The 23,731-nt window shown below is 56.8% G+C and carries 25 protein-coding genes; 2 read left to right on the top strand and 23 right to left on the bottom strand.

The window, feature by feature from the left end:
• Nucleotides 1–3: 3 nt before the first annotated feature.
• From ACFDAU_RS16375 to ACFDAU_RS16390, 4 genes are all read right to left on the bottom strand, one after another.
• A complete protein-coding gene (locus tag ACFDAU_RS16375; protein ID WP_413437970.1) occupies nt 4–939 on the bottom strand; it encodes a respiratory chain complex I subunit 1 family protein in 936 nt (311 codons plus the stop codon).
• A complete protein-coding gene (hyfB, locus tag ACFDAU_RS16380) occupies nt 936–2,963 on the bottom strand; it encodes a hydrogenase 4 subunit B (RefSeq protein ID WP_413437971.1) in 2,028 nt (675 codons plus the stop codon). The genes ACFDAU_RS16375 and hyfB overlap by 4 nt, the downstream gene beginning before the upstream one ends.
• Nucleotides 2,964–3,047: 84 nt before the next feature.
• Nucleotides 3,048–4,244, bottom strand: a complete 1,197-nt coding sequence (locus ACFDAU_RS16385) for a citrate transporter (RefSeq protein ID WP_413437972.1) — start codon at nt 4,242–4,244, stop codon at nt 3,048–3,050.
• Between the two features lie 42 nt (nt 4,245–4,286).
• Entirely contained in the window at nt 4,287–5,309 is a 1,023-nt protein-coding gene (locus tag ACFDAU_RS16390) for a CDP-6-deoxy-delta-3,4-glucoseen reductase (RefSeq protein WP_413437973.1), read from the bottom strand.
• A gap of 22 nt (nt 5,310–5,331) precedes the next feature.
• Here ACFDAU_RS16390 and ACFDAU_RS16395 point away from each other — a divergent pair, with 22 nt between their 5' ends.
• Nucleotides 5,332–6,207: an SDR family oxidoreductase gene (locus tag ACFDAU_RS16395; RefSeq protein ID WP_413437974.1), complete on the top strand. Its 876-nt coding sequence runs from the start codon at nt 5,332–5,334 to the stop codon at nt 6,205–6,207.
• A gap of 30 nt (nt 6,208–6,237) precedes the next feature.
• Here ACFDAU_RS16395 and mscL read toward each other — a convergent pair whose 3' ends face one another.
• The 19 genes from mscL to rpmH form a co-directional block, all read right to left on the bottom strand.
• Nucleotides 6,238–6,651: a large conductance mechanosensitive channel protein MscL gene (gene mscL / locus ACFDAU_RS16400; RefSeq protein ID WP_413437975.1), complete on the bottom strand. Its 414-nt coding sequence runs from the start codon at nt 6,649–6,651 to the stop codon at nt 6,238–6,240.
• Nucleotides 6,652–6,814: 163 nt separating this feature from the next.
• Nucleotides 6,815–7,237: a F0F1 ATP synthase subunit epsilon gene (locus ACFDAU_RS16405; protein ID WP_124703737.1), complete on the bottom strand. Its 423-nt coding sequence runs from the start codon at nt 7,235–7,237 to the stop codon at nt 6,815–6,817.
• A gap of 61 nt (nt 7,238–7,298) precedes the next feature.
• Complete coding sequence (gene atpD, locus ACFDAU_RS16410) at nt 7,299–8,678, bottom strand: F0F1 ATP synthase subunit beta (protein ID WP_413437976.1); 1,380 nt, start codon at nt 8,676–8,678, stop codon at nt 7,299–7,301.
• Nucleotides 8,679–8,705: 27 nt separating this feature from the next.
• Nucleotides 8,706–9,569: a F0F1 ATP synthase subunit gamma gene (atpG, locus tag ACFDAU_RS16415; protein WP_413437978.1), complete on the bottom strand. Its 864-nt coding sequence runs from the start codon at nt 9,567–9,569 to the stop codon at nt 8,706–8,708.
• Nucleotides 9,570–9,582: 13 nt separating this feature from the next.
• Nucleotides 9,583–11,124, bottom strand: coding sequence for a F0F1 ATP synthase subunit alpha (atpA, locus tag ACFDAU_RS16420; RefSeq protein ID WP_413437980.1), 1,542 nt, complete (start codon nt 11,122–11,124; stop codon nt 9,583–9,585).
• A 22-nt stretch (nt 11,125–11,146) separates the two neighbouring features.
• Nucleotides 11,147–11,683 carry a F0F1 ATP synthase subunit delta gene (locus ACFDAU_RS16425; RefSeq protein ID WP_413437981.1) on the bottom strand — a complete coding sequence of 179 codons (537 nt, stop codon included), beginning with the start codon at nt 11,681–11,683 and terminating at the stop codon, nt 11,147–11,149.
• Between the two features lie 2 nt (nt 11,684–11,685).
• On the bottom strand, nt 11,686–12,156 hold the full coding sequence (locus ACFDAU_RS16430) for a F0F1 ATP synthase subunit B (RefSeq protein WP_413437982.1): 471 nt from the start codon (nt 12,154–12,156) through the stop codon (nt 11,686–11,688).
• Between the two features lie 30 nt (nt 12,157–12,186).
• Nucleotides 12,187–12,426, bottom strand: coding sequence for a F0F1 ATP synthase subunit C (gene atpE, locus ACFDAU_RS16435; protein WP_124703731.1), 240 nt, complete (start codon nt 12,424–12,426; stop codon nt 12,187–12,189).
• 48 nt (nt 12,427–12,474) lie between these two features.
• Nucleotides 12,475–13,320 (bottom strand): F0F1 ATP synthase subunit A, encoded by an 846-nt coding sequence (gene atpB, locus ACFDAU_RS16440; RefSeq protein WP_413437984.1) that lies wholly within the window; start codon nt 13,318–13,320, stop codon nt 12,475–12,477.
• 23 nt (nt 13,321–13,343) lie between these two features.
• Nucleotides 13,344–13,745, bottom strand: a complete 402-nt coding sequence (locus ACFDAU_RS16445; protein WP_413437985.1) for an ATP synthase subunit I — start codon at nt 13,743–13,745, stop codon at nt 13,344–13,346.
• A gap of 158 nt (nt 13,746–13,903) precedes the next feature.
• Entirely contained in the window at nt 13,904–14,740 is an 837-nt protein-coding gene (locus tag ACFDAU_RS16450; protein ID WP_413437986.1) for a ParB/RepB/Spo0J family partition protein, read from the bottom strand.
• A 31-nt stretch (nt 14,741–14,771) separates the two neighbouring features.
• Complete coding sequence (locus ACFDAU_RS16455) at nt 14,772–15,545, bottom strand: ParA family protein (RefSeq protein WP_413437987.1); 774 nt, start codon at nt 15,543–15,545, stop codon at nt 14,772–14,774.
• Nucleotides 15,545–16,168, bottom strand: a complete 624-nt coding sequence (gene rsmG, locus ACFDAU_RS16460; protein ID WP_413437988.1) for a 16S rRNA (guanine(527)-N(7))-methyltransferase RsmG — start codon at nt 16,166–16,168, stop codon at nt 15,545–15,547. The genes ACFDAU_RS16455 and rsmG overlap by 1 nt, the downstream gene beginning before the upstream one ends.
• Nucleotides 16,165–18,063 (bottom strand): tRNA uridine-5-carboxymethylaminomethyl(34) synthesis enzyme MnmG, encoded by a 1,899-nt coding sequence (gene mnmG / locus ACFDAU_RS16465; RefSeq protein ID WP_413437989.1) that lies wholly within the window; start codon nt 18,061–18,063, stop codon nt 16,165–16,167. Before mnmG ends, rsmG begins: the two co-directional genes overlap by 4 nt.
• A 235-nt stretch (nt 18,064–18,298) precedes the next feature.
• Nucleotides 18,299–19,633 carry a tRNA uridine-5-carboxymethylaminomethyl(34) synthesis GTPase MnmE gene (gene mnmE, locus ACFDAU_RS16470; protein ID WP_413437990.1) on the bottom strand — a complete coding sequence of 445 codons (1,335 nt, stop codon included), beginning with the start codon at nt 19,631–19,633 and terminating at the stop codon, nt 18,299–18,301.
• Complete coding sequence (gene yidC, locus ACFDAU_RS16475) at nt 19,617–21,269, bottom strand: membrane protein insertase YidC (protein WP_413437992.1); 1,653 nt, start codon at nt 21,267–21,269, stop codon at nt 19,617–19,619. Before yidC ends, mnmE begins: the two co-directional genes overlap by 17 nt.
• A 15-nt stretch (nt 21,270–21,284) precedes the next feature.
• Nucleotides 21,285–21,494, bottom strand: coding sequence for a membrane protein insertion efficiency factor YidD (gene yidD / locus ACFDAU_RS16480; RefSeq protein ID WP_413437993.1), 210 nt, complete (start codon nt 21,492–21,494; stop codon nt 21,285–21,287).
• Nucleotides 21,479–21,892, bottom strand: coding sequence for a ribonuclease P protein component (gene rnpA, locus ACFDAU_RS16485; protein ID WP_413437994.1), 414 nt, complete (start codon nt 21,890–21,892; stop codon nt 21,479–21,481). The genes yidD and rnpA overlap by 16 nt, the downstream gene beginning before the upstream one ends.
• Entirely contained in the window at nt 21,873–22,007 is a 135-nt protein-coding gene (gene rpmH, locus ACFDAU_RS16490; RefSeq protein ID WP_413437995.1) for a 50S ribosomal protein L34, read from the bottom strand. The genes rnpA and rpmH overlap by 20 nt, the downstream gene beginning before the upstream one ends.
• Before the next feature lie 202 nt (nt 22,008–22,209).
• Here rpmH and dnaA point away from each other — a divergent pair, with 202 nt between their 5' ends.
• Nucleotides 22,210–23,541 carry a chromosomal replication initiator protein DnaA gene (gene dnaA, locus ACFDAU_RS16495; RefSeq protein ID WP_413437996.1) on the top strand — a complete coding sequence of 444 codons (1,332 nt, stop codon included), beginning with the start codon at nt 22,210–22,212 and terminating at the stop codon, nt 23,539–23,541.
• Nucleotides 23,542–23,731: the final 190 nt, after the last annotated feature.

Consider the following 23,731-nt stretch of genomic DNA (forward strand, 5'->3'; position numbering starts at 1 on the left):
CGTTTACAGCTCCAGCATCAGCATCCCCAGAACCGCAAGCAGAAACGCGGTTCCCAGAAATTCCGGTGCGCGAAAAATACGCAGCTTGGCCGACAGGGTCTCCAGCAGGGCAAGCCCGGCGCCACCCAGCAGCAGTTTAACGAACAGCACCGCCAATGCCAGCGGTACGGCGCTCCAGTCACCCGCACTGGCGATACCCCATGGCAGAAACAAGGCGATCCCGATCGCACTGTAATTGCTCAGTTTGATTGCGCTTGCCCATTCGATCAGCGCCAGGTGGCGCGCCGAATATTCGAGAATCATGGCCTCGTGGATCATGGTCAGTTCCAGATGGGTGGCGGGATTATCGACCGGAATGCGGGCGTTTTCGGCCAGCGCCACCATCGCAAAAGCCACGGCGGCGAAGGCGAGACTGGGATAAAGCACGAATTCCCGGTGTGCGAGCGCCTCGACGATGGTGGTGAGCGAGGTGGAATGGGCGATCAGCGCAGGCATGAAAAGTATCATCAGCAGAGCCGGTTCCGCCAGACTGGCCACCAGCATCTCGCGCCGCGCACCCATACTGCCGAACGCGGTGCCGATGTCCATGGCCGCGAGCGCCGCGAACAGCCGCGCCAACGCGAACAATCCCACCAGCGCGATGACGTCGGCAGCCGCGGCAAATGGCAGGTCCGTCGCCACCATCGGAACAATGCTCGCGACCAGCACCATGCAAGCGAACTGGATATACGGGGCGGTGCGAAACAGGGGCGATGCATTGTCCGCCAGTACCGCGTCTTTATGGAACAGCTTGTGCAAAACCCGATACGGCTGTAGCACCCCGGCACCGCGCTTGTTCTGTAGCCAGGCGCGACATTGATTGACCCAGCCCAGCAGCAGCGGTGCCAGCACCACGATGAGCAGGGTTTGGAATAGCTGGGAGAAAATGGAAGAGATCATCGGGTAAACAGCAGCAGGAACAGTAGCGTGACGAGGCTGTACAGCAGATAAATGTGGATGCGGCCATGCTGTAATGTGCTCATCTTCAGGGAGATGCGCTCGACCAGCCGCGCGATGGGCAGGTAAAGCGCGTACCACAGCTTGTCCTCCGCCTTGCCCTGATAATGGGGGTGCGCATCGAACGGACTCGGCATCTGGCGCTCAATGCGGAAAAACGGCTCGAAGATCTGTTTGATCGGCTGCCCGAACCCTTCCGCCGTATCCTGCATGCGCGCCGTTTGCTGCGGATATCCGCAATCCCAGGCCGGGCCGCGCCGCATGCGCCCATGGTAGAGTTTGCGCACCAGCACGAAAGTCAGCAGCAGCAAGGCCAAGATGCCGAGCAGAAACAGCAGCGGACTGTAGCTCGCGTGTTCAGGGGTCGTCGCTACGACGAACAGCCAGCCGGACTGGGCCGCCGTAGCGCCTACTGTATGGCCGGTCAGCAGCCGGGTAACCTGATCCAGCTGCAGCAGCACGAACACCGGCGCCAGGCCGAGTGCCACGCAACCCAGCGCAAGCCAGCTCAGGCCAATCCGCTCCAGCCAATTGGCATCGTGCGCGGTGGCGAGCCTTGCCTCGCGCGGCTGGCCAAGAAAGATCACGCCGTAGAACTTGACCATGACATAACCTGCCAGTGCGATGGCGAGCACCACCGCCGCCGCCTCCACCGGCACCAGCATGCTCAGGTAGGAACTGGGCAGGCTCGGGGTCGCCAGAAACGCCTGCAGCAACAGCCATTCCGAGACAAAACCATTGAGCGGCGGCAACCCGGCCATGGCAAGGGTGCCGATCAGCGCCAGCCATGCGACCCAGGGCATGCTGCGGATCAGGCCGCCCAGTTTGCCCAGACTGCGTTCCCTGGTCGAGTGCAGCACCGTACCAGTGACCAGGAACAGGAGGCTTTTGAAAAACGCGTGGTTGAGGCAGTGATACAGGGTTGCCGCCAGCGCGAGGGCGGCAAGCGCGCCCAGCGCATAGACATGAAAAATCAGCGTCAGCCCGATGCCCACCAGAATGATGCCGATGTTCTCGATCGAAGAATACGCGAGCAGGCGTTTCATGTCGGTCTGCACCGCCGCGAACATCACGCCGAACAGCGCAGTCAGCAGGCCGAGCAACAGCGCCAGCACGCCCCACCACAACAGTTGCGCCTGCAACAGGTCGAAAGTCACACGCAATAATCCATAAATCGCCGTCTTCAGCATCACGCCGCTCATCAGCGCGGACACCGGTGAGGGCGCGGCCGGGTGGGCCTCCGGCAGCCAGACATGGAGCGGCAAAATCCCCGCCTTGGCACCGAAACCGAACAGCGCCAGAAGAAATGTCGCGCTTGCCCAGAATTCGCTCAGATGGCTGGCGCGCATGGTCGCGAAAGTAAAGTCGCCATGCCCGCCTTGCATGACGCCAAAACTCAACAGAATGCCGATGGCACCGAGATGGGCGATCAAGAGGTAAAGAAAACCCGCGCGGCGGATTTCGGGAACCTTGTGGTTGCTGGTGACCAGGAAGTACGAAGACAGCGCCATCGTTTCCCACGCCACCATGAACAGATACGCATCGTCGGCAAGCATCACCAACGCCATCGCGGCGAGGAAAAAGTGATACAGGAGGCCGTGCATACCTGGTGAAGTGCCCTCGCCTTTACGGAAATAGCCGGCCGAATAAATCGAAATCCCGGCTGACACGGCTCCAAGCAGCACCAGGAAAAATGCCGACAGAGCGTCCAGCCGCAGGTGAAAAGGCAAGCCGGGCAGCCCCAGCACCAGGACAGCCGTCTCCGGCCGCGCCGCCATGCCGATCAGGCCTGCACCTGCCAGGATCAGCCCGCCCACTGCACCCAGCGGAAACAGGACATGCCCTACAAAACGCAGACTCAGCGGGGCGAACAGACCAAGCACTCCCAGCGCGATCCAGAGCACGATGACGCCGAGCATCACATCTATCGGCAAGGGACTAAACAGGATCGCTGTAAGACTGTCCATAATCGGCTTCGACAATAGCACCATCTGCGTGCCCCTGTCACCCAGCGCAGGGCGATCAGGTCACGGCAGTACGCCACGCCCCGGCTAGGCGCCGGTCGCTTTCAGCGCGTCCGGATGCCAGCCCAGCAGCGCCAGCAGCACGAAAAACCCCAGCACATAGCCTACCGGCACAAACCAGCCCTGCCTGATCCATTGCCAGGTGTTTTTGGCCTCAGGAAAGCCGTTGCAGATGGCCACCCCGGCGGAGGAACCGAACCAGATCATCGAACCGCCATAACCCACGGCGAACGCCAGCATGCCCCAGTCATAGCCGCCCTGCTTCAACGCCAGCGCGGTGAGCGGAATGTTGTCGAACACCGCGCTGACGAAGCCCAGGCCCAGCGTGGTATGCCAACTGGGCAGCGGCAGTGCGGCCACCGGCATGAGTGACGCAGCCAGCACCAGCGCGATCAGAAACAGGGTGCCCTTCCAGGCGATTTTCGCCTCGGCCCAGGGGATGGGATGGAACAGGCCACCGATCAGCACTGCGATCCATGCTCCCAGCGCGGGGAAATCCACCAGCACATTGCCCGCCACCGCACCACCGATAATCAGCCCCGCCACCAGCACCCGGGTCAATACCACGACACTCAGAATCCCCAACTCTTCGACATCCACATGTACGCCGCTGCACGGGTCGGCCTGGATCGGTTGGTAACGGTGCTGGGCGCGGCTGGCAAACACGCCCACCACTAGCATTGCCACGCTCGACGCAATAAATGCATCGGCAACGTGCAGCGCAGGCACCCCGGCAATCCACATCATGGTGGTGGTGGTATCGCCCACCACCGAACCCGCACCGCCGGCATTGCTGGCCGCCACAATCGCCGCCAGAAAGCCCACGCTGACGCGCCCGTCGAAAACCTTGCGCGCCACCACGCCGCCCAGGATGGCGGCGGCGATGTTGTCGAGAAAAGTCGACATCAGCGCCACCAGGATCAGCAACACAAAGCCGCCCTTCCAGTCATCGGGCAGGATGCGCGGCATCAGGTCGGGCACACCGGAATCCTCGAAATGCTTCGCCAGGATCGCAAAGCCCAGCAGCAGGCCGAGCAGGTTCAGTACCAGCTTCCATTCGTGCAGGAAATGCAGCGCCAGCGCGTAGTCCTGTGCCAGCCATTTATACGCGCCAATCGCCGCCAACCCGGCCAGCGCGATGGGCAGATTGTGGCGGTGCAACACCGCCACGCCCAGCAGGGTAAGCGCAAACAGGATGAATTCGATGGGAATGCCGGCAATCATGTTTGGTTAGTACGGCTGGATGTTGCCGTTAATGCCATGCCCTTACTTGGCGGCCGTGGACTGGTACAGGAATGCATCGGCAAAAAATTCGTCTTCCGGCAGGCCATGCTGGAGAAAGGTTTTATGCGCGGCATCTACCATCCCCGGTGCGCCGCAGGCATAGACCTGGTAACCGGACAAATCTGGGAAATCCTGCAGGATGGCGTCGGCGACCAGCCCTGTGCGGCCAGGCCAGGCATCCTCCAGAGCAGGCTCGGACAGTACCGGGATGAAAGTAAAGTTGGGGTATTCCTGCTGCCACTGCCCAGGCAGCTGCGGCATGTATAAATCGCGTAACTGGCGTGCGCCCCAGTACAGGACCATTTCGCGGTCAATGTGGTGGTGAAAAGCATGTTCGAGCATGCCCTTGACCGGGGCGAAACCGGTGCCTCCGGCCATGAAGATAATGGGTTTGCCACTGTCTTCACGCAGGAAAAAGCTGCCCAGCGGCCCTTCGAAGCGCAGGATGTCCTTTTCTTTCATGCGCGTGAAAATATGTTCGGAGAACTCGCCGCCTGGGATATGGCGCACATGCAGCTGCAGGTAATCATCGTTATGCGGCGCATTGGCGAGCGAAAAGCTGCGGCGCTTGCCGTCCTTGAGCAAGATGTCGATATATTGTCCAGCCAGGAATTGCAGGCGCTCGTTGGCGGGCAGTTTGAGGTGCAGCGCCATCACATCATGGCCAAGCCGCTCGAGCTTGTGTACCCGGCACGGCAGGGTTTTAATCTGGATGTCCTTGGCTGCGCCGACTTCTCGGCACTCGATGCTGATGTCGCTGAGCGGACGCGCTACGCAGAACAGCGCCTTGCCGGCGTCGATATCGGCATCGGACAGCGCCCCGGACTGGTATTCGCCATAATCGATCTCGCCCGCGACCAGCTTGCCCTTGCAGGTACCGCAAGCGCCGTTGCGACAGCCATAGGGCAGCATATAGCCTTCGCGCAACGCGGCGGCGAGTATGGTTTCGTCGTCATCCGCATGAACAATGTGACCGCTGGGCTGAATGGTAATCTGGTAGGGCATGAACTTCCTCTAAAATACGCTAATGGCAAATATACTGATCATCGGCTGCGGCGATGTGGGCTTGCGCTGCGCACGATTGCTGGCGCCCCAGCACCGGCTGTACGCGCTGGCGCGAACGCCGCAATCGGCACAGCGCCTGCGTGAAGCGGGCATTACCCCTCTTCCCGGTGATCTCGACGATCGTGCCAGCCTGACGCGTCTGGCAGGTATCGCGGACTGGGTGCTGCACTTCGCCCCGCCGCCCGCGCGCGGCGTGCACGATATGCGCACGCGCAAGCTGTTGTCGATGCTGGGGAAAAGCCGAATTTTACCACGCCGACTGGTGTACATCAGCACCAGCGGTGTATATGGCGACTGCGCCGGGGCATTGATTGATGAGACGCGCCCACCCCGTCCGCAAAATGCGCGTGCGCGACGGCGCCTTGATGCCGAGCAGCAGGTGCGCAACTGGGGGCGACGCAATGGGGTGGCCACCAGCATTCTGCGGGTACCGGGTATCTATGCTGCCGGGCGACTACCGATAGAGCGCCTGCAACGCGGCACGCCCGTGCTGTGTGTCGAAGACGATGTATTCACTAACCACATCCATGCCGATGACCTGACGCAGATCGCGGTTCACGCATTATTTCGAGCACGCGCCGGGCGTGTCTTTCATGCCAGCGATGATAGTCAACTGCGTATGGGGGATTATTTTGCGCGCGTAGCGGCAGCCTTCGACCTGCCTGCTCCGCCACGCCTCACCCGCGTCGAGGCCGAGGCCTCGCTGCCCGTGCAGTTGCTTTCTTTCATGCGCGAATCCCGGCGTATGGTGAACCGGCGCATCAAGTCCGAACTGAACGTCCGCCTGGCCTACCCAGATATTGACGCCTTCCTAAAAACACAACGCCCCGCCGGTTAAACCGGGCGGGGCGTTACGGGATGCTGCCGTTTATTTTTTCAGACTGTCACGGATTTCGCGCAGCAACAATACCTCCTCCGGAGGAGCTGCTGGCGGCGCAGGCGGTGCCGCTTTTTGCAATTTGCTCATCGCCTTGATTGCTACAAAAATAGCCAGCGCGATGATGACGAAATTGACGACAGCATTGATAAATACTCCGTATTTAATCAGTGGAGCGCCTGCTTTTTCCGCCAATTCCAGGGTGGCGTAGGCAGTATTGCCCAAATTGATATAGAGCTCCTTGAAGTCTACGCCGCCGACCAATTGGCCGATGATCGGCATGACAATATCTTTGACCAGCGAATCCACTATCTTGCCGAAGGCGCCGCCAATAATGACAGCAACCGCCAAATCAACCACATTGCCTTTCATGGCAAATGCTTTGAACTCGCTGACAAAACTCATAATCATCCCCTCTCGTTTAATTATTTTGGTGATCTATCGGATTCCTGCAAATAAATCCTAGCAGTTTATTGCTCATTTTGTGAAATTTCAGGCCCATCATGTACTTCCTGAATAGACAAAAGGCAACCCGCAGGTTGCCTTTTTGTCTGCTTTAACGCGCGTATCAGCTATGCTTGCGCAACTTCTGGATAGCCGCAATCTGCGCAACCGCTTCGGCCAACTCTACCTGTGCCTTGGCGTAATCCATTTCCGAAGCGCGGTTACGCATGGCTTCTTCAGCATGGCGCTTGGCTTCCAGCGCTTTGGCCTCATCCAGATCGTGACCGCGAATAGCGGTATCGGACAGGATGGTCACCACGTTAGGCTGCACTTCCAGCATACCGCCGGAAACATAAATCACTTCTTCTTCTGCAACGTCAGGCTTTTTGATGCGCACCGTTCCGGGCTTGATGCGTGTCAGCATCTGGGTATGACGCGGGTAAATCCCCACTTCGCCCATTTCTGCCGGTACCACCACGTATTCTGCGGTGCCGGAGAACAATTCTGCTTCTGCGCTGACGATGTCTACATGAATGGTCATGGCCATAAATCTCGCTTCCCTGTGTTCCGCTCAAGCGGCGCAGACGATGCCTGCGCCGTGGCCGCGATTACTGTATGGTCTTGGCTTTCTCGACCGCTTCTTCAATGGTGCCGACCATATAGAACGCCTGCTCGGGCAGGTGATCGTATTCACCGTTGACGATGGCCTTGAAGCCGCTAATGGTGTCTTTCAGCGAAACATACTTGCCAGGGGCCCCGGTAAATACTTCAGCCACGAAAAACGGCTGCGACAGGAAACGCTGGATCTTGCGCGCACGCGCCACGGCCAGCTTGTCTTCGGGAGCCAGCTCGTCCATCCCCAGAATGGCGATAATGTCGCGCAATTCTTTGTAGCGCTGCAGCACCGACTGCACGCCGCGCGCCACGCTGTAGTGCTCTTCACCGACTACCAGCGGATCCAGCTGGCGCGAGGTGGAGTCGAGCGGATCCACGGCCGGGTAGATACCCAGTTCGGCCACCTGGCGCGACAACACGACGGTGGCATCGAGGTGGGCGAAGGTGGTCGCCGGCGACGGGTCGGTCAGGTCGTCCGCCGGCACGTACACCGCCTGGATCGAGGTGATGGAACCCTTCTTGGTGGAGGTGATGCGCTCCTGCAGGCGACCCATTTCTTCCGCCAGAGTGGGCTGGTAGCCCACCGCGGATGGCATACGACCCAGCAGTGCGGACACTTCGGTACCGGCCAGGGTGTAGCGGTAGATGTTGTCCACGAACAGCAGCACGTCGCGGCCTTCGTCACGGAAGTATTCGGCCATGGTCAGGCCGGTCAGGGCCACGCGCAGACGGTTACCAGGCGGCTCGTTCATCTGGCCGTAGACCAGTGCCACCTTGTCCAGCACGCCGCCGTCCTTCATCTCATGGTAGAAGTCGTTACCTTCGCGGGTACGCTCGCCCACACCGGCAAACACCGAGTAACCGCTGTGCTCCACAGCGATGTTGCGGATCAGTTCCATCATGTTCACGGTCTTGCCCACGCCGGCGCCGCCAAACAGGCCGACCTTGCCGCCCTTGGCGAACGGGCAGATCAGGTCGATCACCTTGATACCGGTTTCCAGCAGTTCGTTGGAAGCGGCCAGTTCGTCGAAGGCTGGCGCCTTGCGATGGATGCCCCAACTGGTTTCGTTGCCGATCGGACCCATGTCGTCGATAGGGTTGCCCAGCACATCCATGATGCGGCCCAGGGTTTTAATCCCGACCGGCACCGAAATTGCGGCGCCGGTACCGCTCACCAGCATGCCGCGGCGCAGGCCATCGGTGGTACCCATGGCGATGGCGCGCACGACGCCGTCACCCAGCTGTTGCTGAACTTCCAGTGTCAGCTCGGGGGTATCCATTTTCAGTGCGTCATAGACCTTGGGCAAGCTGTCGCGCGGGAATTCCACGTCAACCACCGGGCCAATGATTTGTACGATTTTGCCTTGACTCATCGTCGTTCCTTGAAATAACAAAATTGCTTAAACGGCCGCGGCACCAGCCACGATCTCGGAGAGTTCTTTGGTGATCGCGGCCTGGCGGGTCTTGTTGTAGACCAGCTTGAGCTCTTCGATCACGTTTTTGGCGTTGTCTGAGGCGGCCTTCATCGCCACCATGCGCGCACTTTGCTCGCTCGCCATGTTTTCAGCCACCGCCTGATAAATCAGCGCCTCGATGTAACGCGTCAACAGGCCATCCACTACCGATTTGGCATCCGGCTCATAGATGTAGTCCCAGTGGTGTACCTGCTTTTCGCTTGGTTCGGCGGCCAGCGGCAACAACTGGGTAAGCGTCGGTTCCTGTTTCATGGTATTGACGAAGCGGTTGTACACTACATAAAGGGCATCAATCCTGCCTTCCATGTAGGCATCCAGCATCACCTTGACCGGGCCGATCAGGCGTTCCATATGCGGTGTATCGCCCAGCGCAATCACGTGTGACACCACGTTGGCCCCGGTGCGCTGCATGAAACCCAGCCCCTTGTTGCCAATTGCAGTGACATCCACACCCAGCTTGGCAGCATCCCACTGCTTCATCTTGTTCACCACCAGACGCAGCACGTTGGTGTTGAGGCCGCCGCACAGGCCTTTGTCGGTGGTGACCACGATCAGGCCGACGCGCTTTTCATTTTCGCGCTTGACCACGAACGGGTGCTTATACTCCGGGTTGGCTTGGGACAGGTGGGCCGCCACGTTGCCGATTTTCTCGGCGTACGGGCGCGCAGCGCGCATACGTTCCTGAGCCTTGCGCATTTTTGCAGCCGCCACCATTTCCATGGCGCGGGTGATCTTGCGCGTGTTTTCCACGCTCTTGATCTTGGTGCGTATCTCTTTTCCGGCAGCCATGATTGCTTCCCGATCAGTAGACGGCGGAGGACTTGAATGCCTCGATAGCCTTGGTCAACGCTGCTTCCGTGTCGGCAGTCATGTCGCCGCTGCTCTGGATTTTTTCCAGCAGGTCACCATGCTTGCCTTTGACGTAGGAAGCCAGCGCAGCTTCAAACGCCAGCGTTTTCTTCACATCCACATCATCCATGTAGCCTTTGTTCACAGCAAACAGGGTGAGTGCCATTTCAGCAACGTTCATCGGCGCGTACTGGTTCTGCTTCATCAGCTCGGTAACCAGCTTGCCGCGTTCCAGTTGTTTGCGCGTCGCTTCATCCAGATCAGAGGCGAACTGTGCGAACGCCGCAAGTTCACGGTATTGGGCCAGCGCCAGACGCGTACCGCCGCCGAGCTTCTTGATCACCTTGGTCTGCGCAGCGCCGCCGACGCGCGACACCGACAGACCGGCGTTGATTGCAGGACGGATACCGGCGTTGAACAGGTCGGTTTCCAGGAATATCTGGCCGTCGGTAATCGAGATCACGTTGGTCGGCACGAACGCGGACACGTCGCCAGCCTGCGTCTCGATCACCGGCAATGCGGTCAGCGAACCGGTTTTGCCTTTGACGGCGCCGCCGGTGGCTTTTTCCACATAATCGGCGTTGACGCGCGCGGCGCGTTCCAGCAGGCGCGAGTGCAGGTAGAACACGTCGCCGGGGTATGCCTCACGACCTGGCGGCCGGCGCAGCAACAGGGAAATCTGGCGGTACGCCCAGGCCTGCTTGGTCAGGTCGTCATATACGATCAACGCATCTTCGCCGCGATCGCGGAAGTATTCGCCCATGGTGCAGCCCGCATAGGGTGCAATGTATTGCATCGCAGCAGAATCGGAAGCCGTCGCCGCGACGACGATGGTGTGACCCATGGCACCATGCTCTTCCAGCTTGCGCACGACGTTGGCAACCGATGATGCCTTCTGTCCAACGGCGACATAAATACAGGTTACGCCGGTGCCTTTCTGGTTGATGATGGCATCCACCGCCACGGCGGTCTTGCCGGTCTGGCGGTCGCCGATGATCAGTTCGCGCTGGCCGCGCCCGATGGGCACCATCGCATCGACCGATTTCAGACCGGTTTGCAGCGGCTGGGTAACCGATTGACGAGCAATCACGCCAGGCGCGATTTTTTCGATGGAAGCACTGAGCTTGGTATTGATCGGACCCTTGCCGTCGATCGGCTGGCCCAGTGAATTCACTACGCGCCCGATCAGCTCGGGGCCAATGGGCACTTCCAGAATACGGCCGGTGCACTTGACCGTGTCGCCTTCTGTAATGTGTTCGTATTCACCCAGCACCACGGCACCCACGGAGTCGCGCTCCAGGTTCAGTGCCATGCCAAAGGTGTTGCCGGGAAATTCCAGCATTTCGCCCTGCATCACGTCGGACAAACCGTGAACGCGGACGATACCGTCTGTAACTGAAACGACGGTGCCCTGGGTATGCAGCTCGGAGGCTGTAGCCAGGTTCTGGATTTTGCTCTTGATGAGATCGCTGATCTCGGTGGGATTGAGTTGCATTGTGGCTCCTAGACGGAATCTCTTAACGTGTTAGCGCGTATGCCATGCCTTGCAGCTTGCCGCGTACCGAAGCGTCATACACTTCGTCACCCACGGCAACAACAACGCCGCCAATGAGCGCGGGGTCAACGTTTACGCTGGCGTTGATCTTGCGCTTGAAACGGGTCTCCAGGCGGGCAGACAATTCGGCTAACTGGGTTTCGCTCATGGCAAACGCGCTGGTGACTGTCGCATCCAGCACGCCTCCTTCGCTGGCTTTAAGCGCCTCAAACTGGGCAACGACTTCGGGCAACACACTGATGCGGCCATTGTCGACCAGCAACCGGATAAAATTGCCGGCTTCTGTTCCCAGCCTGTCTCCACACACAGCGAGAAATAGTCCGCTGAACTGCTCTGCGCTGACTTTTGGGTCGGCTGCCAAGCGGCTCATCTCCGGATCTGTGGCCACTGCGCTGGCCAGCGCCAACTGTTCGGACCAGGCGTCCAGCGCTCCAGCTTGTTTGGCCAGACTGAAAACGGCTTCGGCATAAGGGCGTGCGATGGTTGCGATTTCAGCCATGATTACAGCTCGTTCTTGATTGCATCGAGCAAATCGGCGTGGGCTTTGGCGTCGATTTCGCGGCGCAGGATTTTCTCTGCGCCGGCAACTGCCAGCCCCGCCACTTGTCCGCGCAACGCTTCTTTGGCGCGCACGGTTTCTTGCGCGATGCTGGCTTGTGCGCCCGCAATCATGCGATCAGCCTCAAGCTTGGCTACGCCTTTGGCTTCTTCTACCAGCTGTGCAGCACGCTTGTCTGCCTGAGCAATAATTTCAGCCGCTTTTTGCTTGGCTTCATGCAGGTTTTCGACAGCGCGCTTGGAGGCCAACTCCAGTTCGTGCTTGCCGCGTTCGCCAGCGGCAAGCCCGTCGGCAATCTGTTTCCTGCGCTCGGCCAACGCATTCATGATGGGCGGCCACACGAACTTCATGCAGAACCACACAAACACGAAAAAAGTGATGGATTGGCCGATCAGGGTAGCATTGATATTCATGCCAGAACCTTTCTACGGTTAGTATCCAGCTTAGCCAGCCACTGCAAACAGCACATACATGGCCAGACCAACAGCAATCATTGGCACCGCGTCAACCAGACCCATGACGATGAAGAACTGGGTGCGCAACATGGGGATCAGTTCGGGCTGGCGTGCGGCGCCTTCCAGGAAGCGGCCGCCCAGAATACCGATGCCGATCGAGGCACCCAAGGCGCCCAGACCCATCATCAGGGCACCGGCGATGTACAGCACTGCGTGGATCATGTCCATTTGTTACTCCTCCGACTAAAGTTAAAGTGATTAAAGCGAAACTGGTAATTAGTGGTGCTCTTGATGCGCCATGTCCAGATAGACGATGGTCAGCGTCATGAAAATGAATGCCTGCAAGGTGACAATCAGGATGTGGAACACGGCCCAACCCCACTGCAACGCGCCACCGAACAGGCCGATGCCGAGCCCGCCCCCGAACATCAGCGCGATCAGGATAAAGATCATCTCCCCAGCATACATATTGCCGAATAACCGCAGCGCCAGTGACACCGGCTTGGCGATCAGGTTGACGCCTTCAAGGAAAATATTGGCAGGCAGCCCCAGCTTGCCGAACGGCTGCAGGGTCAACTCGCCCACAAAACCACCCACGCCCTTCATCTTGAAGCTGTAGTAGATCACCAGGAAAAACACCGCGATGGCCATGCCGAATGTCGCATTGGGATCGGTACTGGGCACCACCTTGAAAAACGGCAAGCCGGCAAGATGTGCAAGCTGCGGCACCCAGTCGACCGGTATCAAGTCCATCAGATTCATTAACAGAATCCAGACGAAAATGGTCAATGCCAGAGGTGCCACCAGCGGGTTTTTGCCCGAGAAAGAGCCGCGTACACTGGTGTCGATGAATTCAACTATCCATTCGACAAAATTCTGCAAACCGTCCGGTACGCCTTTGCTGGCACGCTTTGCCACCAGCCGGAACAGGAACAGGAAGAACACGCCCAGCACCAGCGATACGCCCAGCGTATCCAGATTGAACGCCCAAAACCCCATGGCTTTGGCTTCCTGCGCGCTGTGTGCGAGATGCCAGTGCTCTTCGCCAGGCAACTTGCCATACGTCAGGTTCTGCAGGTGATGCTTGATATATTCCGAAGAAGTGAGTGCTTCAGTCGACATAGCGCTGCTCTAATAATTAATCTTCAATGTGCCCGTCCTGGCCTGATCGTAATGCCGACCAGCCAAGCCAGTTGTCCCAGCACGAATCCTGCAATCATGACCGGAGGGTCAAGCTTCAGAACACCCATGCCGAGGGCTAAAAAAAACACTACCAATGCAAATCGTTCCAGGCCGGTGCGATACAGCATGCGCAAATCCTGCTGCGCATCCGTATCAACACGCCGTTCTGCGCGCCGCATGCGCCAAGCCAGCAATCCGGTGTTTGCCAACGCAACCAAACCGCCAGACACTACAGTCGCGGCGCTAGCTTGCCCGTACACCAGGTAAACCAGCATTGCCGCCACCAGCACACCCCCCCCTTGCACCAGCAAGGCCAGGCGGATGTCGGAATCAGGCTTTTGGTGTTGCGGAGTTATTGTGCGCATTCAAGCCACAGGTGGCGTGCCAACCTGTAAATAGACGCGGATGATACCTTAATTAGCATACCTAATGCAACGATTAGGTGGTTTGATGTTGTGGCGAAGAGGTTTGTTGCATATTTACAAAAAGTCTACACTTTTTCCCGTCGCCCGGGCGACGGTGGCTAAAGCTTTCTGAGTATGCCTTCAAGCTGTTCATGGCTGGCATATTCTATGGTCAGCTTGCCCGCCCCGCCCTTGCGCGACTGGATATTGACTCGCGTACCCAGGCGATCCGACAAGCTTTCTTCAAGGCGCTGGATATCCCGGTCTATTTTCTTGATGGCCGCGATGGGCGGATTGAGCATTTGTCCCACCAGGCGTTCTGTTTCTCGCACCGAGAGCTGCTTTTCCACAATCATGTGCGCTGCCTCATTCTGCTTGGGGTGAGCAAGCGCCAATAATGCCCGTGCATGCCCCATATCCAGTTGCTGCTCCAGCACCATGGCCTGAACCGGTTTGGCCAAATTGAGCAAACGCAGCAGGTTGGTTACTGCGCTACGCGAGCGCCCTACCGCTTCTGCTGCGGCCTGGTGGGTCATGTTGAACTCATCGATCAGACGCTGAATGCCCGTGGCTTCCTCCATCGGATTAAGGTCTTCACGCTGGATATTTTCTATCAATGCCATCGCCAGCGCGGCTTCGTCCGCTACCACCTTCACGACCACTGGCACCGTGCTCATGCCGGCCAATTGCGCCGCACGCCAACGCCGTTCGCCCGCAATGATTTCATAACGCTCTGCACCCACTGCCCGTACCAGAATCGGCTGCATCAGACCCTGGGACCTGATCGAGTCCGCCAGCTCGCGCAACGAAGTCTCGTCCATTCTGGTGCGCGGCTGATACTTTCCTGGCTGCAATTGGGTTACCGTCAAATTGCGCAACTCGCCTGGCAGAGCCGGGGCATCCTCCCCTCCCAGCAGCGCATCCAGCCCGCGTCCTAAGCCTTTTAATCTCGCCATTTATTCAACCTCATCTCAAGTTAGTATGCGCTTACTTCACTTCTAGGCTGCGCTGCAGCATTTCTTCTGCAAGATTTTGGTAAGCTAGCGCGCCCCTGGAATTGCGGTCATACGACAATACCGGGCAGCCATGGCTGGGCGCTTCCGCCAACCGGATATTGCGCGGGATCACTGTATCGTAAACTTTGCCCCCAAAATGCTGTTTGAGTTGATCAGAAACCTGTTGGGCAAGGGTATTGCGCGGATCGAACATGGTGCGCAGCAAACCCTCTATTTCCAGCTGCGGATTCAGGCTGGCGCGTACTTTTTTAATAGTATTGACCAGATCGGACAGCCCTTCCAGAGCATAATATTCACACTGCATTGGAATCATCACTGCATCAGCGGCAGTCAGCCCATTCACGGTAAGCAGGTTAAGTGCCGGCGGGCAATCTATCAATATGTAGTCGTAATCCACCGCAACCGTGGACAGCGCTTTTTTAAGCCGGGTTTCGCGCTGTGGCTGATCAACCAGCTCTACCTCCGCCCCCGCCAGTTCGCGGTTGGCCGGCAGCAAGTCAAACTTGCCGCTTTCCGAATGCTGGCGCACTTCCGGCAGCGACGCCAGTTCCAGCAGTACATGGTATACGGTTTGCCGCAAGCTGCGCTTATCCACGCCGCTGCCCATGGTGGCGTTGCCCTGCGGATCAAGGTCTATCAGCAATACGCGTTGCCCCAGGGCGGCCAGGCTTGCCGCCAGATTAACCGCGGAAGTGGTTTTTCCGACGCCGCCTTTTTGATTGGTTATTGCCAGAATTTTTGCCATTACACCGCTTTCAGGATAATCAGATGACGTTGCGCACCCAGACCGGGTACAGTCAATGGCACGACCCGCTCCACTTCGACTTCGGCTGGCAATTGCGCCAGTTCCTCGTCCGGGCACACCCCCTTCATGGCATACCAGCGCCCGTTCGTAGCCAACAAGTGGCGTGTACACGCAATGAAATCAGCAATCTCGGAGAATGCCCTGGAGATCACGCCATCAAATTTTTGCTCGGGCCGGATATCTTCCACACGCCCTGGCGCCACGCGTACGTTGCTCAAACCCAGCTCTATTACCGCCTGTTGCTGAAAGCTGGATTTTTTGTGGTTGCTGTCAGACAGCGTGATTTCCCAGTCAGGGCGAGCAATTGCCAAGGGAATTCCCGGCAAACCGGCGCCACTCCCTACATCCAACAAGCGCTCTGCGCAAAAGTGCGGCAACACGGCGAGACTGTCCAGCAAATGGTGGGTCAGCATTTTTTGAGGATCGCGTAAGGCCGTCAGATTATGCACACGGTTCCATTTCTGGATCAGGCTCAAGTACTGCATCAGCCGGGATAACTGCTTTTCGTCCAGCGCCAACCCTAACGAGCGCACGCCCGTTTCCAGTTGCTGATACGGGGTCATGCGTAATTTTTATGTTTTATGGAGGCGCCGGTCCGCTTCAAGTGCACCAGCAATACAGAAACCGCTGCAGGGGTTATTCCGGAAATACGTGAGGCATGTCCTATGGTTTCGGGCTTGTGGCGATTCAGCTTTTGCTGTGCCTCGACTGACAAACCGTGCACCGTGCTGTAATCCAGATCGGGAGGCAATGGCCGCCCCTCCAGGGCTTGACCACGCTCGATCTCGTCATGCTGGCGTTCAATATAGCCCTGATATTTGGCCTGGATTTCTACTTGTTCAATCACTTGCGGGTCATTTGTAACCGCGCTCGTGTCTGATAGGCTTAATATTCCTGCATAGTCCACATCGGGGCGACGCAATAACTCGTAGAGATTGTATTCATGCTCTATCGGCTTGCCGAGCACACGCAGCGCATCTGCCTCGGCCAGCGTTTCCGGGCGCACCCACACGCTGCGCAGGCGCGCCAGTTCGGCCTCGATGGCGTCGCGCTTGCGCATGAAGGCATCCCAGCGCAAATCATCAACCACACCCAGCCTGCGCCCCGCCTCCGTCAAGCGCAGGTCGGCATTGTCTTCGCGCAGAGACAAGCGATATTCCGCGCGGCTGGTAAACATCCGGTACGGCTCGGTGACACCGCGGGTGATCAGGTCATCCACCAACACTCCCAGATAAGCCTCGTTGCGCTGCGGGCACCACGCCGTGCGCTCCTGTACGTACAATCCGGCATTGATACCGGCCAGCAAGCCCTGCGCGGCTGCCTCTTCGTAACCTGTCGTGCCGTTGATCTGCCCGGCAAAAAAAAGGCCTTGAATAGCCTTGGTTTCGAGAGAGCTTTTCAGTCCGGTTGGATCGAAATAATCATATTCAATGGCATAGCCGGGTCGCGTCACATGCGCTTTTTCGAAGCCCTTGATCGAACGCACCAGCGCCATTTGCACATCGAATGGCAAACTGGTCGAAATGCCGTTCGGATATACCTCATGGGTCGTCAAGCCTTCCGGCTCAACGAATATCTGGTGCGATAGCTTTTCTGCAAACCGCACCACCTTGTCTTCAATAGACGGGCAATAGCGTGGCCCAACCCCGGCAATAACACCCGTGTATAACGGAGATCGATCCAGCCCGTTGCGAATAATTTCGTGCGTCTCTTCCGAGGTATGAGTAATCCAGCACGGCAATTGGTGCGGATGTTGACTGGCATTGCCCAGAAACGAAAACACTGGCGCCGGGTCGTCGCCAGGCTGTATTTCCATAACCGAATAATCCAGGCTGCGCCCATCCAGGCGCGGCGGCGTGCCGGTCTTGAGGCGCCCCACGGGCAACTTCAGCTCGCGCAGGCGATGCGCCAGGCTAATTGCGGGCGGATCGCCTGCACGCCCTGCCTGATAATTGGATTGCCCGACATGCACCAAGCCCGCCAGGAACGTTCCCGCCGTCAGCACCACAGCGCGCGCATGAAATATCAGCCCTAGCTGGGTTTTTACTCCATCTACGCGATCGCCGGTCACCAGCAAATCGTCCACTGCCTGCTGAAACAGCCACAAATTCTGCTGATTTTCCAGGCGCCTACGTATCGCCTGCCGGTACAGCACCCGGTCGGCCTGGGCGCGCGTCGCGCGCACCGCTGGGCCTTTGGATGAATTCAGAATACGAAACTGGATGCCGCTCTCATCCGTCGCTGCTGCCATGGCGCCGCCCAGGGCGTCCACCTCTTTTACCAAATGACCCTTGCCGATACCGCCGATTGACGGATTACACGACATTTGCCCGAGCGTCTCGATATTATGTGTAAGCAGCAGTGTTTCTTGGCCCATGCGCGCCGACGCGAGCGCCGCCTCGGTGCCCGCGTGACCACCGCCAATTACAATTACATCGTACCGTTCTGGGAAATTCATGGATTTGTTCTGCTTGACGCAAGTACACAAGACACGGAATGATACGCCGAACCCGCATAAAGGTTAAGTTTGTTTCACGTGAAACATTGGGAGTTTGGGTTTTTGAAAGCCTCAGCCAAAAACCGGGCCGCCATACCGAGCCTCGCTGCACAATATTCAGCCGCCCGATACCAAGCCCATCGAGACCCGGCGATCGCCCAATGCAGCGCATTATGGTCGGTTCTGGGGTTTTCCCCTATTTTCCGATGCAGAAACGGCTAAAAATTTCTCCCAGCAGATCATCGGCGCTGAATTCTCCGGTTATCGTGGACAGGGCATTCTGCGCCAGCCGCAATTCTTCCGCTAGAAATTCCAGCCTATCGCCAGACTGACTGGCTTGTTCGATATGCCGGGCTGCCTGGGCCAGTGCATCCAGATGTCGATCACGCGCCATAAACAAGCCTTCGCCTTCCGGTTGCCATCCGGCAATTTTAAGGAGCTCTGTGCGCAAGGCTTCCACCCCCTCGCCGGTCTTGGCCGACAGATACAGATCGTTACCCTGCTTGCGGTGGTGCTCCTGGTTAAGGTCGATTTTGTTATGAATGGTTAAAAGCGGCAGCGTGTTTGGCAACCCAGCGATTATCTCTTGCTCGGCAGCGGTAACGCCGTGTTGGGCGTCCACAAGCAGCAAAGCTACCGACGCCTGGCGTATCGCTTCCCAGGTACGTGCTATACCGATGCGTTCGACTTCATCCTCGGTTTCACGTAACCCGGCCGTGTCGATAATATGTAGCGGCACGCCCTGTATCTGTATGGTTTCGCGCACGGTATCCCGCGTCGTGCCGGGGATCGCTGTGACAATTGCCACATCCTGCCCGGCGAGTTGATTGAGCAAACTGGATTTGCCTACATTGGGCTGCCCGATCAAAACCGCTCGTATCCCCTCGCGCAATAAGCTGCCCTGGTGTGCTCCCTGGCGGGTTTTTTCCAGTGCGGTTTGTATTGCAGTCAATTTTCCAAAGGCATCTGCCGCCTTCAAAAAATCGACATCTTCTTCGGGAAAGTCCAGCGTCGCTTCGACTAACATGCGCAGATTGATCAGCGCCTCCACCAATTCGTGAATGCGTCGCGAAAACTCCCCGGTCAACGAGCGCAAGGCACAGCGCGCCGCTTCTGTTGATGCGGCGTCAATCAGATCCGCCACGCTCTCGGCCTGGGCCAAATCCAGCTTGTCGTTTAGATAGGCGCGTCGGGTAAACTCCCCGGGCTGCGCCGGGCGAGCCCCCAATTCGAAACAGCGCGACAGGATGAGCTGCAATACGGCCGGACCGCCATGCCCCTGCAACTCGAGAACATCTTCGCCAGTAAATGAATGGGGTGCAGGAAAATACAGGGCTATACCTTCATCCAGGACATCCCCCTGGTTGCCGCGAAAACGACTCAGCTGGGCGAAGCGCGGCCGGGGTTCCTGCCCTAGAATGGCTTTTGCCAGCGGTGCGAGCTGGCTTCCGGAAACCCGCACCACACCTATGCCACCGCGACCTGGCGCGGTGGCAACCGCAGCAATGGTATCGTTATCCTTGCTTGCCATGGCCGGCTTTGGCGGCCTCGACACGGCGGGTGATGTACCACTGCTGGGAAATGGATATCAGGTTATTGACCAGCCAATACAATACCAGGCCCGCTGGGAAGAAAAAGAAAAATATGCTGAAGGCCACCGGCATAATCATCATGACCTTGGCCTGAATCGGATCCGGCGGAGTGGGGTTCAGGCGCGTCTGGATCAGCATGGTAATTCCCATGATAATCGGCAGCACATAGTAGGGGTCCGGCGCCGATAAGTCATGAATCCACAACACGAATGGCGCCTGGCGCATTTCCACACTTCCCAGGAGCGTCCAGTACAGCGCAATAAACACCGGTATTTGCACCACGACAGGCAAACAGCCGCCAAGCGGATTGATTTTCTCGGTTTTGTACAAATCCATCATGGCTTGATGCAGTTTTTGGCGATCATCGCCATACTGCTCCTTGAGCCGTTGCAAACGCGGCGCCAACCCGCGCATTTGGGCCATGGATTTGTAGCTCTTCGCAGAAAGCGGGAAGAACATGATTTTGATCAGTATGGTCAGAATAACAATCGACCAGCCCCAGTTGCCAACAAATTGGTGAATCTTCTGCAAGGTCCAGAATATGGGGGCCGCGATAGGCGTAAGCAAGCCGTAATCCACCACATAATCCAGGCCGGGCGCCAAGGCGGTCAAGGTTTTCTGTATCTGGGGGCCCGCGTATAACGGCGTTGAGAAATTCAGGCTGGCACCCGGTTGCACACTACCCTCGGGCATGATGACGCCGGCGCTGTATAACCCATCACCGGCCGGCTTGGTGTAGAACTCGCGCTTGGGGCCATTCTTGGGTAGCCAAGCGGAAACGAAATGATGCTGAACCATGCCGATCCAGCCATCGTTGGAATAGCGGGGATAGTCCTGCTCCCCCTTGTCTATTTGTTTGAACTCCACCTTTTTGAATTTACTCTGCTCGGTATATAGCGCAGGGCCCGTATAGGTGTGAATAAAATGCGATTCGCCTTCCGGTGCTTTACCATCGCGCACAAGCTGGAAATAGGCATAAACAGGTATGGCTAGTTTGCTCGGGTTGGTTATTTGATAACCCACATCAATTTCGTAACTGTCACGATGAAACGTGTAGGTTTTGGTAACCTTTACGCCCGTGGCAGGGTCAACCCAGGTCATCGGCACTTGGACTTTGTCTTGTCCCGGCGCCAAGGTGTAATTACCCGGGGTCAGCTGGAACAGGGTTTTATGGGTCGGCAGGTCGCTCCCGATCAACCCGGATTGTGCAATGTATTCATGCCCGGGCGTTTGTTCTAGCAACCGCAAAGTCTTGTTTTTGTCTACCGCGTCCTGATATCGCGTCAAATCCAGACTGCGTAAATCCCCGCCATTTGCGTCTATTTCTGCGCGCAATACATCCGTAGTCACCACCGCCCGGGGGCCATTGACCAAGCCGGGTGCCGCCGTTGACGGTGTTGGCGTCGACGTCACTTGCTGTTGATCCAGAGTTGGCACTGGCGCTACGCTAGCATTCGTTGCCTGTGTCGGTGCGCTAACCGTCGCCACGGGTTGGTCGTGCTTCTGCCAGTTCTCCCATAACATCAACAAAGAGAAGGAAAATACAACAAACAGAATTAGTCTTTGGGTATCCATTTTGGCTTTGTCAGTTTAAGGGACGGGGTCATAACCACCTGGATGACGCGGATGGCAACGGGATAATCGGCGCATCGATAACCAAAATCCCTTGGCCACTCCATGCTTGGTAAGCGCCTCGACGGCATACTGTGAACAGGTTGGCGTAAAACGGCAACGCGCGCCTAATAGCGGGCTGATCGCATATTGGTAAAGCTTGACCAGATATATCAGGAGCCGAGACATCGTTTGGATTTATGCAGCAATTGAAGTAATTCTTCGCGTACTAGCAAGACATTGGACCTATCAAACGGTTTCATGATACGCACAATAATATCCACTGCCGGGATGTCGTGCTGATTGGTGCGAAAGACTTCGCGTACCGTGCGCTTGGCCAGATTGCGCGCTACTGCTGTGCGCAATTCTTTTTTGCCAACAACGATCCCCATGCGCGCATGGGTCAAGTGATTGGGTTTGGCATAAACACGAACAAAGTTTCCGCTCTGTCCACAACGGAAATTAAAAACGGATGAATATTCATCCGTTTTCAACAGTCGTGATTGCCTAGGAAAACGCCAATTTTGCCTTTCGGCTACGCTTGCATCATTGGCTATAATTCCGGACTCAAACAGAGAGCCGGGCACGGCCTTTGGCGCGACGAGCGCGGATGACTGCGCGCCCGCCTTTGGTTCTCATGCGAACCAGAAAGCCGTGTGTACGCTTGCGGCGGATTACGGACGGTTGATAAGTACGTTTCATGACAAATCCTAGGAAAAATGATTCTGTAAAACGCATGATTAGACTATTTTATTGCGTCTCCTGTCAACCTGTAATTATCTCGACTACCTGTGGATAAGTTTTCCCCTCGGAGTTAGAATTCACGGTCTGTATTTTCACGCGCCCCCACAAGCATCAAAGCTTCTATGTGCCACCCATTAAATTATCCCCTTGTTTATATTTTATGAATGAGTTTTGGCAGAGCTGCCTGAACCATCTTGCCGAAGACCTGCCGCCGCAGCAATTCAATACCTGGATCAAGCCCCTCAAACCGGGGCTGGACGAAGATGCTTTTCGGCTGCTGGCTCCCAATCGATTCGTGCTCGACTGGGTAAAGGATAAGTTTTTAGCTCGCATAGAGGCCTTAGCGCTCGCTTACTTTGGTGAACCTATAGAAATCAATCTCGGTCTTAGTGAGCCAACGATTTCCATGCCAAGAACTGTGCCTCCCGCAGTCGCTGCTGCAATTGCGCCCAGCACGAGCCCCCCCGAATCACCTAAACGTCTCAATCCATCGTTCACGTTCGATAGTTTCGTCACTGGAAAGGCTAACCAGCTTGCGCGCGCCGCTGCGATTCAGGTCGCTGAAAATCCCGGAACTGCCTATAACCCACTCTTTATTTATGGGGGGGTAGGCCTGGGCAAAACTCATTTGATACAGGCTATCGGCAATGTGGTACATACTTACAATCCCGCTGCCCGTATTAGTTATATCCATGCCGAAAATTATGTGTCTGATGTAGTGCGCGCCTATCGTCATAAAACATTTGATGATTTCAAGCGCCATTATCATTCGCTGGATTTGTTACTGATTGACGATATTCAGTTTTTTAGTGGCAAAGGCCGGACGCAAGAAGAGTTTTTCTATGCGTTCAACGCTCTGATCGAAGCACGCAAACAGGTCATCATTACCTGTGACACCTATCCCAAGGAAATCGCTGGCATGGAAGATCGACTGAAGTCCAGATTTGGCTGGGGTTTGACCGTTGCAATCGAACCCCCCGAATTGGAAATGCGTGTGGCAATCCTTCTTAAGAAAGCTTTGGCTGAAGGCGTCGTGCTAGAAGAAAATATTGCGTTTTTCATCGCCAAACAAGTCCGTTCGAATGTGCGCGAATTGGAGGGCGCACTTAAACGGGTGTTTGCCTATGCCAGATTTTCGGCCCGCGGCATCTCCCTGGATTTGGTAAAAGAATCACTCAAAGATTTGCTGGCCGTACAAAGTCGTCAGGTTTCCATTGAAAATATCCAGAAAACCGTGGCCGATTTCTACAAAATAAAAGTAGTAGAAATGTATTCTAAAAAGCGTACCAGGTCATTGGTTCGTCCTCGACAGATGGCGATGTCTCTGGCAAAAGAATTAACTTCGCTGAGCCTCCCGGACATTGGTGAGGCCTTTGGCGGCCGTGACCACACCACCGTTTTGCATGCGTGCCGTAAAATTGTAGAACTCAAGGAAAAAGACGCTGCCATGAGCCGGGAATATGCATTGCTTCTGCAGGTATTAACAAGCTAGTGGGTAAGCTGTGCGCAAATTGTGAGCAAGTCGATAAATATCCCTTGAGCAAAACTTATCCACAATTTGCCTATATGTCATACAGGATTTAGCTGTCGACTAAATAGTTAGCTATCTTATTGATAGAACGAGATAAATGCATCTTATACAAAATTTACGCAACCCTTAACTATTACTATTAAGGTTATAT

The organism is Sulfuriferula sp. GW1 (genome assembly GCF_047300855.1).
In the GTDB taxonomy this organism is placed as follows: domain Bacteria; phylum Pseudomonadota; class Gammaproteobacteria; order Burkholderiales; family Sulfuriferulaceae; genus Sulfuriferula.